Origin of the sequence: Methylobacterium sp. 190mf, assembly GCF_900107945.1 — a bacterium.
Taxonomy (GTDB): Bacteria; Pseudomonadota; Alphaproteobacteria; order Rhizobiales; family Beijerinckiaceae; genus Methylobacterium.
The window spans coordinates 82,763-97,847 of sequence record NZ_FNVI01000003.1; the positions used below are offsets into that span (position 1 = coordinate 82,763).

The following is a 15,085-nucleotide window of genomic DNA, read 5'->3' on the forward strand; positions in this document are numbered from 1 at the left end:
ATCCGGCGCGGAGGCCGGTCGTGAGCGGACCCGCCTCCCCCTGGTGGTCGGCCGGCCGCCACGCCGACCGGCGCCCGGCGCTGCTCCTGCGCAACCGCGTCCTCGCGGCGTTCCGCGCGTGGTTCGCGGACCGCGACTTCGTCGAGGCCGAGGCCGCCTGCCTGCAGGTCTCGCCCGGCAACGAGGCGCACCTGTCCGCCTTCGCCACCGAGGCCGTCGGTGCGAGCGGCGCCCGCACGTCCCTCTACCTGCACACCTCGCCGGAATTCGCCTGCAAGAAGCTGCTGGCGGCGGGCGAGCCACGACTGTTCAGCGTCGCCCGGGTGTTCCGAAACCGCGAGCGCGGGCCGCTGCACCATCCCGAATTCACGATGCTCGAGTGGTACCGGGCCGGCGCCCCCTACACGGCGCTGATGGCGGATTGCGCCGACCTGCTCGCCGGCGCGGCCGAGACCGCCGGCGCCCGCCGCTTCACCTTCCGCGACCGGGAGACGGATCCCTTCGCCGAGCCGGAGCGCCTCACCCTGGCCGAGGCCTTCGACCGCTTCGCCGGGATCGACCTGCTGGCGAGCGTCGCGCCGGGCGGCGAGACGGACCGCGAGACTCTGGCCGCCGCCGTCGCGGCCTCCGGCCTCCGGGTCGCCCCGGACGATACCTGGGCCGACCTGTTCTCCCGCGTCCTCGTCGCGCGGATCGAGCCGCATCTCGGCCTCGGCCGCCCGACCATCCTGTGCGAGTACCCGGTCAGCGAGGCCGCCCTCGCCCGTCCGGCGCCGCACGACCCGCGGGTGGCCGAGCGGTTCGAACTCTACGCCTGCGGCGTCGAGCTGGCCAACGCGTTCGGCGAGCTGACCGACCCGGCGGAGCAGCGCCGCCGGTTCGAGGCCGAGATGGCCGAGAAGCAGCGGGTCTACGGCGAGCGCTACCCGATCGACGACGAGTTCCTCGCGGCGCTGGCCGTCATGCCGGAGGCGTCGGGAGTCGCCCTGGGCTTCGACCGCCTGGCGATGCTGGCCTGCGGGGCTACCCGGGTCGAGGACGTGATCTGGACTCCCGTGGCGGAGACGCGGCCATGAACCGGGTCCTGCGCAGCGCGGACGACCTCCTCACCGCCGGCCTGATCTCGGGGGCGGAGGCCGAGGCCCTCGGCGCCGTCCTCGCGCGCTACGCGGTCTCGGTGACGCCCGACATGGCCGAGCTGATCGACCCGCAGGACCCCGACGACCCGATCGGCCGCCAGTTCGTGCCCCGCGCCGCGGAAGCCGTGGCGACGCCGGAGGAGCGCGCCGACCCGATCGGCGACGCCGCCCACGCCCCGGTGACGGGGATCGTGCACCGCTACCCGGACCGCGTGCTGCTGAAGCCGCTCCACATCTGCCCTGTCTACTGCCGCTTCTGCTTCCGCCGGGAGATGGTCGGACCCGACGGGCTCGGGACCCTCACCGACGCCGAACTCGACGCCGCCCTCGCCTACATCGCGCAGGATCCGCGGATCTGGGAGGTGGTGCTCACCGGCGGCGACCCGTTCGCGCTCTCGCCGCGCCGCCTCGGCGCCATCGCGGAGCGCCTCGCCGCCATCCCCCATGTCCGGGTCATGCGGGTCCACACGCGCGTGCCCGTGGTGAAGCCCGATCTCGTCTCCGATGCCCTGGTCCAGGCGCTCAAGCGGTTCGGGCGGGCGGTCTTCGTCGCCGTGCACGCGAACCATCCGCGGGAATTCACCGCCGCCGCCAGCGCCGCCTGCGCCCGGCTGGTCGATGCCGGCATTCCCCTGGTCAGCCAGTCGGTGCTCCTGCGCGGCGTCAACGACGAGGCCGCGACCCTCGAGGCGCTGATGCGGATCCTCGTCGAGAACCGGATCAAACCGTACTATCTCCACCACGGCGACTTGGCCCCCGGGACGGCCCACCTGCGCACGGACGTGCCCAAGGGGCAGGCGCTGATGCGCGCCCTGCGCGGCCGCCTCTCCGGCCTCGCCCAGCCGACCTACGTGCTCGACATTCCCGGCGGCCACGGCAAGGTGCCGATCGGACCGGGCTACCTGCACGACACCCCCGACGGGGTGCGCGTGACCGATCCGGGCGGGCAGGACCACGCCTACCCGCCGAAGGCGTGACGGAGACTCTTCGATTATGCGCAGGCTTTGGGGCCGCCTCACCTCGGTGAACGTGCAGAAGGCGGTGTGGGGACTCGACGAGACGGGCCTGCCGTACGAGCGGGTCGAGGCCGGCGGCGCCCACGGGGTCGTCGACGACCCCGGCTACCGCGCGATGAACCCGAACGGCCTCGTCCCGACCTTGGAGGAGGACGGCTTCGTCCTGTGGGAATCCAACGCGATCCTCCGCTACCTGGCGGCGGTGAGCCCGGCCCTGGCCCTGCCGGCTGACCCCCGGGCGCGCGCCCACGCGGAGCAGTGGCTCGACTGGCAGGCCACGAGCTTCACGCCGGCCATGCGCGACGCCTTCTGGCAGCTCTACCGCGCGGCCGATCCGGACCGCGGCCTGATCGCCGCATCGCTGAAGAAGAGCGAGGCCATGGCGGAGATCCTCGACCGCCATCTCGCGGACCGGACCTACGCGGTCGGCGACAGCTTCGGCATCGCTGACATCGCCCTCGGCTGCGCGGCGCATCGCTGGCTGAACCTTCCGGCCGAGCGGATCGAGCGCCCGGCGCTGCGGCGCTGGTACGACCGGATCGCCGTCCGGCCCGGTGCCGCCCGGGCGCTCGGCGAGCCCATCGCCTGACGGCCGCCGCGGGCGCCCGGAGCCTTGCCGGCACGCCCGCGCGATCCACCTTCCCCGACCGCGCCGCCCGGACCGGGACCGGCCTTTCACGGAGCCCCCGATGGCGATCGACCCAACCCTGCGCGACGCGCTCTCCGCCGTGACACCGGCGAGCCTCGCCCGCGCCCTTGCGCGGGCCGGGGTGAAGGCCTGCACGCCACACGGGCTCTCGGCGCGGGGGAGCGGAACCGTGGTCGGGCCCGCCTACACGATGCGGATGATCCCGGCCCGCGACGACGCCGCGGGCGATCTCGCCGCGGCCATCGATGCCGTCCCCGAAGGCGCTGTGGTCGTGATCGATGCCGCGGCCTCCGCCCTCGCCCTGCCATTCGGAGCGATCCTGGCGGCACGCCTCGCCCAGCGCGGCGCCGTCGGTCTGATCACCGACGCGGCCCTGCCCGAGGAGATCGGCCTCCCCGCCTGGTGCCGGCCGGCCGCGGCCACAGGGGCCCTGGCCCTGGTCGGCACGCAGGAGCGCGTCGCCTGCGGCGGCGCCGCCATCCATCCCGGCGATATCCTGGTCGGCGACTCGAGCGGCCTCGTCGCCGTGCCGGCGGCGCTCGCCGAGCGGGTCGCCCTGGAGGCCGTCGAGCAGCAGCGCCTCGATCTCTGGATCCAGCGCGAGGTCGAGCGCGGCGCCGACCTCGCGAGTCTCCTTCCGCCGGACGCCGCGGCGCTCGCCCGGTTCGAGGCCGAGACGAAGCCGGCCTGAGCACCGTGTTCTTCCCCGTCTCGAAGGTGATCTTCTTCCTGATCACCCCGTCGAACTTCTGCATCTTCGCGATCCTGCTCGGGATCGCCGTCGCTGCGGTGACGCGGTGGCGGAGGGCCGGCCTCGGTCTGGCGCTGCTCGGCACCCTGCTGCTCGGCGCGGCCGGGCTGGCGCCCCTGTCGGACGTGGCCCTGATCCCCCTCGAGCAGCGCTTCCCCGCCTATCCGGATGACGGGCCGGCCCCGGCCGGGATCATCGTGCTGGGCGGCGGCATCGAGACGGGCCTCTCGGAGGCGCGTCGCCAGATCGTCGTCAACGATGCCGGCGAGCGGCCGATCTATCTCGCCGACCTCGCCCGGCGCTACCCGGCGGCGCGGCTGGTCTTCTCCGGCGGCAGCGGCTTCATCGCGGGCGGCATGGCCGAAGCCGACATCGTGAGCCGGCAGGCGGACGTGATCGGCGTTCCGCGGACGCGCCTTATCCTGGAGAACCGCTCGCGCAACACCCACGAGAACGCCGCCTTCTCGGCGGCCCTGGTGCAGCCGAAGCCCGGCGAGCGCTGGCTGCTCGTGACCTCGGCCTGGCACATGCCCCGGGCGGTCGGCTGCTTCCGCCAGGCCGGATTCGCGGTGGACGCGTTCCCGGTGGATTACCGGACCCGCGGCTGGGGCGACGTCGCGCATTTCCACGGCTTCGCGTCGGACGGGCTGCTCCAGTTCGACCTGGCCGTGAAGGAGTGGATCGGCCTCGTCGCCTATCGCCTGTCCGGCTACACGCCGGACTGGCTGCCGGGACCGGATTCCAGGGGGGCTTCCGAGGCCGCATCGGAGGTCGGCAGCGACAGGCGGTAGATCCCGCGGAAATCGTCCGGGTCGACGGGCTTCCCCTTCCGCAGGATCGCGATCCGCCCGGCATGGGCGAGCCGCACCGCGACCCGGCGCACAGGCTGCATCAGCGGGCCCCAGCCGTCCGGGTGCGGGCCGCCGAGGGCGCGGGCGACCTCCGAGGGGCAGACGGTCTTGTCGGCGCCGCGCTCGGCCACGAGGCGCAGCATCGCCGTCTCGATCGCGGCGTCGTCGGGTCGTGGGTCGGTCATGTGCGGGCCTCTTCGGCGGGCGACAGGAGCGGCGCCTCGAGCGGTCCCTCGTGGGGCCCCTCCCCGGCTTCGAGGAGAGCCTTGCGGATCTCCGAGGCAAACTGGCGGCGCCACATGATGATCACGACGGCCGTCGTCGAGACGAACAGCACGTAGGGGCTGATGAACCAGCCGAGATAGGCCAGCGCGAAAAAGAACGCGCGCTGACCGCGGGCGAAGTGCCGCCCGGCGCTGACGTTCATGGCCGCGAGCCGCCGCACCGCCCGCAGCATCTCGACGTCGCTCGTGCCGGACCCCTTGTGCGGCACGGCGCCCAGCAGGATCGCCGTGTAATTGAACAGCCTGTAGGCCCAGGCGAATTTGAAGAACGCGTAGACGAAGATCAGCGCGAGGCCGGCGACCTTCAGCTCCCAGGTCAGGCGATTGGCCACCGTCCCGAAGGGCAGCGTGGCGAACAGGTTCAGGACGTCGTCCCCGGAGCGCGACAGGGTCAGGACGGAACCCAGCGCGATGAGCGAGGTCGAGGCGAAGAAGGCCGTACCGTTCTGCAGCGAGGCGTTGATCTGCGTGTCGACCACCCGGTTGTCGCGGCCGATGACCTGGCGCGCCCAGTTGGCCCGGTGGCCGTTCATGATCTGGCTGAGGGAGACCATCCTGCCGCGCAGCCGGCCGACGGACAGGCCGTAGGCGATCCAGGCGAGGACGAAGTAGAGCAGCGCCGCGAGATCGAGATGCGAGAAGGCGGCGCTGCCGGCGGACAGGTCGGTCATGGTCTCCGGATGGCGGATACGCGAAGGGGCCGTCCGCCATACCAGTCCGCGGGCGCGCGCTGAACCCGCCGCGGCGATCTCAGTCGCGCAGGATCCGGAATTCGCCGTCGCGCGGCACGTCGCCGCCGTCCCGCGCGGCCACGTCGGTCACGCGCGCACCCGGCGGACCCGACCGGCACAGGGCCGCCATCTCCGCCACGGCCTCCGGCGCGCCGCTGAAGACCGCCTCGACCGTGCCGTCGTCGCGGTTGCGCACGGAGCCGGCGAGGCCGCGGGCGCGGGCCTCGGACTGCGTCCAGGCCCAGTAGGACACGCCCTGGACGCGACCGGTGACGATGACGGAGATCGTCCGGGTCTCGCTCATGCGGGCGCGGTCTCGCCTGGATGGGCCCGCGCCGGCGGCGCGGGCCGGGATGGCCTCACTCGGCCGCGATCGGGCGACGCATGCCGGCACCGAGGGCCGGGGTCCGCGTCGCGCCGGTGCGGACATGCGTGGAGTAGAGCATCAGGCCCGTGAAGGCGATGCCGCCCACGATGTTCCCGATCAGCGTCGGGATCTCGTTCCAGAGCAGGTAGTCCATCACCGTGAGGTGGCCGCCCATGAGGATCGCCGACGGGAACAGGAACATGTTCACCACCGAGTGCTCGAAGGTCATGAAGAAGAACACCGTGATCGGCATCCACATCGCGATGACCTTGCCGGGCACCGAGGTCGACAGCATGGCGCCGATGACGCCGGTCGAGACCATCCAGTTGCACAGCATGGCGCGGACGAAGAGCGTCAGCATCCCCGAGGCGCCGTACTTCTCGTAGCCGAGGGTGCGCGCCTCGCCGATCCCGGCGATGAGCTTGCCGACGGCGTTCGGCTCGGTGGCGAAGCCGAAGGTGAAGACGATCGACATCATCACCGCGGTGGTCAGGGCGCCCGCGAAGTTGCCGAAGAAGACCAGCACCCAGTTGCGGGCGACGCCGGCCACGGTGACGCCGGGGCGCTTGTCGATGAGGGCGAGCGGCGTGAGCACGCAGACGCCGGTGAACAGGTCGTAGCCGAGCAGGTACAGCATCGAGAAGCCGACCGGGAACAGCAGCGCCGCGACCAGCGGCTGGCCGGTCGCCTGGTTGACGCTCACCGCGAAGGCGGCGGCGAGCGCCAGGATCGCGCCGGCCATGTAGGCCCGGATGAACGTGTCCTTGGTAGCCATGAAGACCTTCGCCTCACCGGCATCGACGGCCTTCTTCACGAAATCGGCGGGCGCCAGATACGACATGCACAACTCTCCCTCGCGAACGCACGCCGATCGTCGTTGACCGACGGGCGCGCCGCGCAATCACGGATGGCCGGACGGGCGCGGTGCTGCCGCTCGCCCTCCAGCTCGCTCGTGGGCAAGCATGTCGCGTACCAACTGCGCGACGCTCAAGCGGGCAGGCCGCGGGTCCAGGTGCCGAGTTCCCGAAGATAGGCGGGCGGCAGCTGCGCCGCGCGCGCCGCCGCGACGACCGCCTCCAGGTACCCGGGCCTCGGACGCCCGGGCGCGGTCGAGCATCCGCGATAGATCAGGGCGCGCTTGACGCCCTCCCCGGTGCGGATCGGCAGCGCCGCCTTGGTGTAGAGCCCCCCGGCGACGCCCTCGTAGCGGTCGAGGGCCGGGATGTCGTCGGGAGCGAGTTCCCACAGGACGCCCCAGACGGTGCGCCTTCGATCGGGCACGACCGACGCGTAGCCCTCGCGCATGATGATGAAGCGGTGGTTCGGCAGATGTCCGCCGCCGATCAGCCGCGAAACCGGGCAGCGCAGCGCCATCGCGGCGGCATCCATGTTGGCGCCGTAGGCGAAATAGAGGGGCATGCCGGAGCTGTGAGAGCCTACTCGCCCGCTGGGGGATCGAGGCGCTGCGCGGCCCGCTCGTTCGCGCGCACGGCCGCGTAGGCGATCGCCAGCGTGATCGCCGGAATGCCGAACGTTACGAAGATCCAGTCGTAGTTCACGGCTTCAGGCTCCGGAGGGCACGCCTCGCACCGTAACAGTACTGCGCAGCCGGTCCCCAGCCAAACGAGCGTGAAGATCGCGTTCTCGACGCGCAGCGCCGGTGCACTCGGCACACCGAAGCTCGCGGCCGTCATCGGCGTGACGAAGCCGATGACGACGTAGGCAACCGCGATGTTGTTCAGCGCCGTCGCCAGCAGCTTGGTCTGCTCATTGTGAACCGTAGTCACGGCCGCGAGCGCGACGCGTGCCCCGCGATCAGGCGAATTCCAGGATCACCGCGTCGACCGCGAGGCTGTCGCCCTCCTTGGCGTGGATCTTCCCCACCGTCGCGTCGCGCTCGGCGCGGAGGACGTTCTCCATCTTCATGGCCTCGACGACCGCGATCGGCTCGCCGTTCTTCACCTCCTGGCCCTCGGTGACGAGGATCTGCTTCACGAGGCCGGGCATCGGGCAGAGCACCTGCTTGCCCGAGCCGGCCTGCTCCTTCACCGGCATCAGGGCGGCGAGCTCCGCCTCGCGGCGGGTGTAGACCCGGGCCTCGGCGGCCGCGCCGGCGTGCTGCAGGAACACGCCGTTGAGCAGGCTGCGCACCTGGATCGCCACGCGCTCCGAGCCGATCGTGCCGATCCAGACCGGCTCGCCCGGGCGCCAGGCGCTCGCCACCGTGAGCGCCGTGCCGTCGTCGCGGGTGACGAGGATGTCCTCGCCCTCCGGCTCGACCGTCACCGGGAAGGATTGACCCGCCAGGATCACCACGCGCTCACGCTCGAAGGCGAAGAGGCCGGGCGCGCGCATCTGCCCGGAGATGCCGCGCTTGCGCTGGTTGAGCTTGTGGTCGATCGCCGCCGCCGCCGCCATCATGCGGATCGCCACCGGGCCGGCGGGCTCCGGAGCCGTGAAACCCTCGGGGAATTCCTCGGCGATGAAGCCTGTGGACAGCCGACCCTCCTGCCAGCGCGGATGGGCCATCAGCGCCGAGAGGAACGGGATGTTGTGGCGGATGCCGTCGATGGCGAAGGCGTCGAGGGCCTCGCCCTGCGCGGCGATCGCCTCGGCCCGGGTCGGCGCCCAGGAGACCAGCTTGGCGATCATCGGGTCGTAGTGGATGGCGATCTCGCCGCCCTCCTCCACCCCGGTATCGTTGCGGATGATCGCCGTGCCCTGCTGGCCCTCCTCCGGCGGACGGTAGGTGGTCAGCCGACCGATCGAGGGCAGGAAGTTGCGGGTCGGGTCCTCGGCGTAGACGCGGCTCTCGACCGCCCAGCCGTTCAGCTTCACGTCGTCCTGGGTGATCGGCAGCTTCTCGCCGGCCGCGACGCGGATCATCAGCTCGACGAGGTCGAGGCCGGTGATCATCTCGGTGACCGGATGCTCGACCTGCAGACGGGTGTTCATCTCCAGGAAGTAGAAGGACTTGTCCTGCCCGGCGACGAACTCGACCGTGCCGGCCGAATCGTAGTTCACCGCCTTGGCGAGCGCGACGGCCTGCTCGCCCATCTTGCGGCGGGTCTTCTTGTCGAGGAGCGGCGACGGCGCCTCCTCGATCACTTTCTGGTTACGGCGCTGGATCGAGCACTCGCGCTCGCCGAGGTAGACGACGTTGCCGTGCTTGTCGCCGATCAGCTGGATCTCGATGTGGCGCGGGTCGGTGATGAACTTCTCGATGAAGACGCGGTCGTCGCCGAAGGAGGAGGCCGCCTCCGACTTGGCGCGGGCGAAGCCCTCCGCCACTTCCTCGCCCGAGTAGGCGATGCGCATCCCCTTGCCGCCGCCGCCCGCGGAGGCCTTGATCATCACCGGGTAACCGATCTCGTCGGCGATCTTCCTGGCGTGCTCGGGTGATTCGATCACGCCGAGGAAGCCCGGAACCGTCGAGACCTCGGCGGCGGCCGCCGCCTTCTTCGACTCGATCTTGTCGCCCATGGCGGCGATGGCCCCCGGGTTGGGGCCGATGAACACGATGCCGGCAGCCTCGAGCGCCTTCGGGAAGGCCTCGCGCTCGGAGAGGAAGCCGTATCCCGGATGGACGGCCTGGGCGCCGGTCTTCTTGCAGGCCTCGACGATCTTCTCGATCACGAGGTACGATTCGGAGGCGGCAGCGGGCCCGATATGCACGGCCTCGTCGGCCATGGCGACGTGCACGGCGTCGCGATCGGCATCCGAGTAGACCGCTACGGTCTTGATGCCCATCCTCCGGGCCGTCTTGATCACCCGGCAGGCGATCTCACCCCGGTTGGCAATCAGGATCTTGTCGAACATCGCTGGCGCACTGCTTTCGAGATCGCCGGATTGCGCACCGGCTTGACTGTCCCGATAGATCAGTTGCGCCGCCGACGGAAGCTGCGCCTTGGTCTGAGGCTCAGGCGGCCAGGGCGAAGGTCATGCGCGGGGCCTGGACCGTGTCGCGGGCGCGACGGTTGGCCTCGAGGGCGAAGGCCACCAGTGATTCGGCGCTGCTCTCGGCCTCGCGGACGACTTCCATGGCGATCCGGGCACCCACCGCGCTCGGGCCGTCGCGGCCGCTGAGCGAGGCGGCGAGCCACGCGGCGACGTCGCGGTCGATGTAGCCGGTCGGGCGCGAGCCCCACACGGCGAAGTCGACGACCGAGGCGACCAGGAAGTCGGCGAAGGCGTCGGAACCGATCACCGCCCGCTCGAGGGCGATCAGGAGGTCGGCCTCCTCGCGGTTCATGAGGCCGTCCGGGAGAACCTCGCGCTTCAGGACGAGCAGGTCCTCGTCGCTGATCGTGCCGGCCGAGACAGCATGGTTGCAGAACTGTTGAACGGAAATGGTGGTCATGATCGCCTGCCTCCCCGACCTTTGTTGCGGTCGGCTCTAGTCCCTGTGTGTCTTCAACTTACGGGACCGCTCCCCTTCCAGAGGTTAATGGCGAGATCTGAACGGAAGTTCAGGTAAACACCCCCCGAGCAAGCAGGCTTATTGGGACGTTGACCGGTTGCGTTACCGGACGATGACCGTGGCTCCCACGGGCACCCGGTTGTAGAGGTCGACCACGTCGATGTTGCGCATTCGGATGCAGCCCGAGGAGACCGCCTGGCCGATCTTCTCGGGCTCGTTCGTGCCGTGGATCCGGTAGAGCGTGTCCCGACCGCGATCCGACAGGTACAGGGCGCGGGCGCCGAGCGGGTTCATCGGGCCGCCCTGCATGGCGTGGACGTGCGGCCAGCGCCGGATCATCTCGGCCGGCGGGTTCCAGGCCGGCCACTCCGCCTTGCGGTCGATCCGGGCCGTGCCGGTCCAGCCATACGCCTCGTCGCCCACCGACACGCCGTAGCGCATCGCCCGGCCGTTCGGCAGGACGAGGTAGAGCTGGCGCTCCTTGGTCTCGACGACGATGGTGCCGGGCGCTTCCCGGGTCGGGTCGGCGATCTCGTAGCGGGCGAAGTGCGGATCGAACTCGGCCTCGGGCACCAGGGCCATGTACTCGGCGTCGCGGGCCGAGAGCGCCGGATCGGGCACGCCCTTGAAGGTGCAGCCCGCCAGCAGCAGGGCGCAGCCGAGTCCCGAGATAATGCGCATATCCCCGCCTCGAAGGTCGTCGCGGCCGCGGACGGGGCGCGCGGATCGCCGATCCGGGTCCGTCCCGTGGAAGAATCACGCAACCATAAGGGGGCAACGGCACCCCGCCGTAGTCCGCGCGTTGGGCCCGTGGCACATTGCCGGCTCCTGTTGCCGGTGCGCGACAGGCGAGCATCCCGGGAGCGACCCTCGTGACCACCCTGTACGTGAGCCATCCCGCCAGCTTCGATCACGAGGTCCCCGAGGGGCATCCGGAGCGACCGGCCCGGATGCGCGCGGTGGAGCGGGCCCTGGAGGACGAGCGCTTCGCGGGCCTCGTGCGGGCCACGGCGCCCCGGGGCGAGATCGAGACCGTCACCCTCGCGCACCCGCGCGAGTACGTGGACGCGCTGGTGGCGGCGGTGCCCGAGCACGGCATGGTCGGCATCGATTCCGACACGATCCTGTCGGCGGGCAGCCTCGAGGCGACGCTGCGGGCCGTGGGCGGCGGGATGCACGCCGTCGACGCCGTCGTCGGCGGCGAGTGCCGCAACGCCTTCGTGGCCATGCGCCCGCCCGGCCACCACGCGGAGCGGACCCGCGCGATGGGCTTCTGCCTGTTCAACCACGCCGCCATCGCGGCCCTGCACGCCCGGAAGAAGCACGGCGCCGAGCGGGTGGCGCTCGTGGACTGGGACGTCCACCACGGCAACGGCAGCCAGGACATCTTCTGGAACGACGCCTCGGTGCTCTACTGCTCGACCCACCAGATGCCGCTCTATCCCGGGACCGGATCGCCGTCCGAGCGGGGCGAGAAGGACACGATCGTCAACGTGCCGCTGCGGCCGAACGACGACGGCGAGGTGTTCCGCGAGGCGTTCGAGACCGGCATCCTCTCCCGCCTGGAGGCGTTCCGGCCGGACGTGATCGTGATCTCCGCCGGCTTCGACGCGCACCGGCTGGACCCGCTCGCCAATCTGCGGCTGGAGGCCGAGGATTTCGGCTGGGCGACCCGCCGCCTGATGGACCTGGCCGAGCGCTGCGCGGGCGGCCGGGTCGTCTCGATCCTCGAGGGCGGCTACAGCCTCGAGGGCCTCGGCAAGTCGGTGGCCGCCCACGTCGACGCGCTGATGGGCCGCTGACGGCGGCTGCGTTGCGGTCGTCCGGCGGCAGGCGATAATCGGCGTCTCGGAGGAGATCGCCGCCATGCCGCCACGGAGCCGTCTGCGCCCACCCCTGCGGAGCATTCCCGTCCCGGCCGCGGGCACCGCTCGATGACGCTCGCGGGCTTCCTGACCTACGCGCTGGCCCTCGGGGTCGCTGCCGCGATCCCCGGGCCCGGCGTCGTCGCCCTCGTCGCCCGGGCCCTGGGCGCCGGTTTCGGCGCCGCGATGGCCTTCTCGCTCGGCCTGATCCTCGGCGACCTGACCTATCTCGCCGCCGCGATCTTCGGCCTGTCGCTGATCGCAGAGGCGCTCGGGGCGGTCTTCGTCGTCGTCCGCTACGGCGCGGCGCTCTACCTGGCCTACCTGGCGTTCCGGCTCTGGCGCGCGGCCGGAGCCGCAGCCCGGGTCGAGGGGGAATCGCGGGACCGGCCGTGGACCAGCTTCGTCGCCGGGCTGACCATCACCTTGGGCAATCCGAAGACGATCGTCTTCTACCTCGCGATCCTGCCGACGCTCGTCGATCTGCGGGGCGTGACGGCGGCGGATTGCGTCACCCTCGTCGTCATCACGGCCGCGATCCTCTTCGCCGTGATGACGCCCTACGCGGCGCTGGCGGCGCGGGCGCGCGAGTCTCTCCGGCGGCCGGCCTTTCGCGCGCGGCTGAACCGCGGCGCCGCGGCGATCATGGCCGGCGCGGCTTTTTGGACCGTCCTGCGCCGCGCCTGACCGGGGCGCTCTTCCGGGCCTCAGCCCTCCAGGGGCTCGTCGCCGAGGAGCTCGATACCGAAGCCCGAGAGGCCGACATAGGAGCGGGACGAGGTGGCGAGGTTGCGGATCGAGACCACGCCGAGATCGCGCAGGATCTGGGCGCCGAGCCCGACCTCGCGCCACTGCCGCGCCCGCAGCGCCTCCGTTCCCTCGTCGGTGACGCTCTTGACCGGGACACCCGCGGTGCCGTCGCGGAGATAGACCAGCACGCCGCGCCCGGCCGCCGCGAAGCGCTTGAGCACGGCGTCGATCTGCTTGCCGCCGCCGATCACGTCGGCAGCGACGTTGGAGCGGTGCAGGCGCACCAGCACGTCGCGGCCGTCGCCGATCTCGCCCATCACGAACGCGAATTGCTGGATCGACTCGAAGGGCGTCGAGAAGACGTAAGCGTTCAGGTCGCCGTGGTTCGAGCGCACCGGGAAGTGTCCGACCCGCTCCACCAGACGATCGCGGGCCTGCCGATAGGCGATCAGGTCAGCCACCGAGACCTGCTTGAGGCCGTGCTTCTCGGCGAAGGTCTCGATCTGCGGCCCCTTCATGACGGTGCCGTCGTCGTTGGCGAGCTCGCAGATCACGCCTACGGGCGGCAGCTCGGCGAGGCGGCACAGGTCGACGGCGGCCTCGGTGTGGCCCGAGCGCATGAGCACGCCGCCGTCGCGGGCGATCAGCGGGAAGACGTGGCCGGGCCGCACGAAGTCGCCGGCGCCCATGTTGCCGTTGGCCAGCGCCCGCACGGTGTTGCAGCGCTGCTCCGCCGAGATGCCGGTCGTCAGCCCGTGCTTGACGTCGACCGTGACCGTGAAGGCGGTGCCCAGCGGTGCGTCGTTCGACGCCACCATCGGCGCGAGGTGCAGGCGCCGGGCCTCGGCCTGCGTGATCGGCGCGCAGACGATGCCGCAGGTGTTGCGGATGATGAACGCCATCTTCTCCGGCGTGCAGAGCGAGGCGGCGACGACGAGGTCGCCCTCGTTCTCGCGGTCGTCGTCGTCGGTGACGACCACGATCTCGCCGCGGGCGAAGGCCGCGATGGCCTCTGTGACGGTGCAGTGGGGCACGGGCATTCTCGAATTGTTGGGACGGACCCGGATCAGGGCTGGGATCCGACCTGTCCGCGATGGCGCAGATAGTGATCGGCCAGCACGCAGGCCATCATGGCCTCCGCGACCGGCACGGCGCGGATGCCGACACAGGGATCGTGCCGGCCCTTGGTGACGAGATCGACCTCGCCGCCGTCGCGGGTGACGGAGCGGCGCGGGGTCAGGATCGAGGAGGTCGGCTTCACGGCGAACCGCACCACGACCGGCTCGCCGTTGGAGATGCCGCCCAGGATGCCGCCCGCGTGGTTCGCCAGGAAGCGCGGCCGGCCGCCGTTGCCGGCCCGCATCTCGTCCGCGTTGTCCTCGCCGCGCAGGGCCGCCGCCGCGAACCCGTCGCCGATCTCGACGCCCTTCACGGCGTTGATCGACATCATCGCGGCGGCCAGGTCCGCGTCCAGCTTGCCGTAGACCGGTGCGCCGAGACCGGGCGGCACGCCCTCGGCGACGACCTCGATGACGGCGCCGACCGACGAGCCGTCCTTCCGGAGCCCGTCGAGATAGGTCTCGTAGAAGGACGCCGTCTCGGCATCGGGGCAGAAGAACGGGTTGTTGCCGACCGCGTCCCAGTCCCAGCGGGACCGGTCGATGGCGTGCGGGCCCATCTGCACGAGGGCCGCCCGGATGGTCACGCCCGGGATGACCTTGCGCGCCACCGCGCCGGCCGCGACCCGCGCGGCGGTCTCTCGCGCCGAGGACCGGCCGCCGCCGCGGTAGTCGCGGATGCCGTACTTCACGTCGTAGGTGTAGTCGGCGTGGCCGGGGCGGTAGCTGTCGCGGATCTCCGAGTAGTCCTTCGAGCGCTGATCCGTGTTCTCGATCATCAGCGCGATCGGGGTGCCGGTGGTGAGCTGGCGGCCGCCGGTGCGGTCGTCCGCGAAGACGCCGGACAGGATCTTGACCTGATCGGGCTCGCGGCGCTGCGTCGTGAAGCGCGACTGGCCGGGCTTCCGGCGATCCAGCTCGGCCTGGATCTCCTCGGCCTCCAGGGGCAGGCCGGGCGGGCAGCCGTCGACGACGCAGCCGAGCGCGATCCCGTGGCTCTCGCCGAAGGTCGTGACGCGGAACAAGTGGCCGAAGGTGTTGTGCGACATGGCGCGGCTGCCTTAGCGCGGGAGCGGCGGGGGCACAAACGCGGCCCGTGCAGGGCGGCCGGGCAGACCCGCGCGCGGTGACGGGTCGGAGCGCC

At 71.5% G+C, this 15,085-nt stretch carries 18 protein-coding genes; 7 read left to right on the forward strand and 11 right to left on the reverse strand.

All coding sequences use genetic code 11. The features are described from left to right. The first annotated feature begins 20 nt into the window (after positions 1–20). The 5 genes from epmA (at position 21) to C4T42_RS04595 (ending at position 4,346) form a co-directional block, all read left to right on the forward strand. Positions 21–1,076 (forward strand): EF-P lysine aminoacylase EpmA, encoded by a 1,056-nt coding sequence (gene epmA, locus C4T42_RS04575; protein ID WP_026604766.1) that lies wholly within the window; start codon positions 21–23, stop codon positions 1,074–1,076. Further along, positions 1,073–2,116: a lysine-2,3-aminomutase-like protein gene (locus C4T42_RS04580; RefSeq protein ID WP_103984757.1), complete on the forward strand. Its 1,044-nt coding sequence runs from the start codon at positions 1,073–1,075 to the stop codon at positions 2,114–2,116. Before epmA ends, C4T42_RS04580 begins: the two co-directional genes overlap by 4 nt. Positions 2,117–2,132: 16 nt before the next feature. Next, a complete protein-coding gene (locus tag C4T42_RS04585; RefSeq protein WP_020092064.1) occupies positions 2,133–2,744 on the forward strand; it encodes a glutathione S-transferase family protein in 612 nt (203 codons plus the stop codon). Between the two features lie 100 nt (positions 2,745–2,844). Then, complete coding sequence (locus tag C4T42_RS04590; protein ID WP_020092063.1) at positions 2,845–3,495, forward strand: dimethylmenaquinone methyltransferase; 651 nt, start codon at positions 2,845–2,847, stop codon at positions 3,493–3,495. A gap of 5 nt (positions 3,496–3,500) precedes the next feature. Further along, positions 3,501–4,346 (forward strand): YdcF family protein, encoded by an 846-nt coding sequence (locus C4T42_RS04595; RefSeq protein WP_020092062.1) that lies wholly within the window; start codon positions 3,501–3,503, stop codon positions 4,344–4,346. Here C4T42_RS04595 and C4T42_RS04600 read toward each other — a convergent pair. The 9 genes from C4T42_RS04600 to C4T42_RS04640 form a co-directional block, all read right to left on the reverse strand. Beyond that, on the reverse strand, positions 4,265–4,591 hold the full coding sequence (locus tag C4T42_RS04600) for a DUF3253 domain-containing protein (protein WP_020092061.1): 327 nt from the start codon (positions 4,589–4,591) through the stop codon (positions 4,265–4,267). The genes C4T42_RS04595 and C4T42_RS04600 overlap by 82 nt on opposite strands. Beyond that, positions 4,588–5,361 (reverse strand): DUF599 domain-containing protein, encoded by a 774-nt coding sequence (locus tag C4T42_RS04605; protein ID WP_020092060.1) that lies wholly within the window; start codon positions 5,359–5,361, stop codon positions 4,588–4,590. Before C4T42_RS04605 ends, C4T42_RS04600 begins: the two co-directional genes overlap by 4 nt. A 79-nt stretch (positions 5,362–5,440) precedes the next feature. Then, positions 5,441–5,725 carry an acylphosphatase gene (locus C4T42_RS04610; protein WP_103984758.1) on the reverse strand — a complete coding sequence of 95 codons (285 nt, stop codon included), beginning with the start codon at positions 5,723–5,725 and terminating at the stop codon, positions 5,441–5,443. 55 nt (positions 5,726–5,780) lie between these two features. After that, positions 5,781–6,629 (reverse strand): formate/nitrite transporter family protein, encoded by an 849-nt coding sequence (locus C4T42_RS04615; RefSeq protein ID WP_020092058.1) that lies wholly within the window; start codon positions 6,627–6,629, stop codon positions 5,781–5,783. Positions 6,630–6,775: 146 nt separating this feature from the next. Beyond that, positions 6,776–7,207 carry a gamma-glutamylcyclotransferase family protein gene (locus C4T42_RS04620; RefSeq protein ID WP_020092057.1) on the reverse strand — a complete coding sequence of 144 codons (432 nt, stop codon included), beginning with the start codon at positions 7,205–7,207 and terminating at the stop codon, positions 6,776–6,778. A gap of 17 nt (positions 7,208–7,224) precedes the next feature. Further along, positions 7,225–7,575, reverse strand: coding sequence for a hypothetical protein (locus C4T42_RS04625; RefSeq protein ID WP_020092056.1), 351 nt, complete (start codon positions 7,573–7,575; stop codon positions 7,225–7,227). Positions 7,576–7,603: 28 nt separating this feature from the next. Continuing rightward, positions 7,604–9,607, reverse strand: a complete 2,004-nt coding sequence (locus C4T42_RS04630; protein ID WP_020092055.1) for an acetyl/propionyl/methylcrotonyl-CoA carboxylase subunit alpha — start codon at positions 9,605–9,607, stop codon at positions 7,604–7,606. Positions 9,608–9,707: 100 nt separating this feature from the next. Then, positions 9,708–10,148 carry a hypothetical protein gene (locus C4T42_RS04635; RefSeq protein ID WP_020092054.1) on the reverse strand — a complete coding sequence of 147 codons (441 nt, stop codon included), beginning with the start codon at positions 10,146–10,148 and terminating at the stop codon, positions 9,708–9,710. A gap of 162 nt (positions 10,149–10,310) precedes the next feature. Beyond that, positions 10,311–10,889, reverse strand: a complete 579-nt coding sequence (locus C4T42_RS04640) for a L,D-transpeptidase (RefSeq protein WP_020092053.1) — start codon at positions 10,887–10,889, stop codon at positions 10,311–10,313. A 191-nt stretch (positions 10,890–11,080) separates the two neighbouring features. Between C4T42_RS04640 and C4T42_RS04645 the strand changes: the two genes are divergently transcribed. Together C4T42_RS04645 and C4T42_RS04650 are read left to right on the forward strand one after the other, a co-directional pair. Then, positions 11,081–12,010: a histone deacetylase family protein gene (locus C4T42_RS04645; protein ID WP_103984759.1), complete on the forward strand. Its 930-nt coding sequence runs from the start codon at positions 11,081–11,083 to the stop codon at positions 12,008–12,010. 132 nt (positions 12,011–12,142) lie between these two features. Continuing rightward, positions 12,143–12,760, forward strand: a complete 618-nt coding sequence (locus C4T42_RS04650; protein ID WP_020092051.1) for a LysE family translocator — start codon at positions 12,143–12,145, stop codon at positions 12,758–12,760. A gap of 20 nt (positions 12,761–12,780) precedes the next feature. Here the strand turns inward: C4T42_RS04650 and ribB are convergent, their stop codons facing one another. Next, positions 12,781–13,857 carry a 3,4-dihydroxy-2-butanone-4-phosphate synthase gene (gene ribB / locus C4T42_RS04655; RefSeq protein ID WP_026604765.1) on the reverse strand — a complete coding sequence of 359 codons (1,077 nt, stop codon included), beginning with the start codon at positions 13,855–13,857 and terminating at the stop codon, positions 12,781–12,783. Positions 13,858–13,889: 32 nt separating this feature from the next. Beyond that, positions 13,890–14,990 (reverse strand): chorismate synthase, encoded by a 1,101-nt coding sequence (gene aroC, locus C4T42_RS04660; RefSeq protein WP_020092049.1) that lies wholly within the window; start codon positions 14,988–14,990, stop codon positions 13,890–13,892. Positions 14,991–15,085 lie beyond the last annotated feature (95 nt).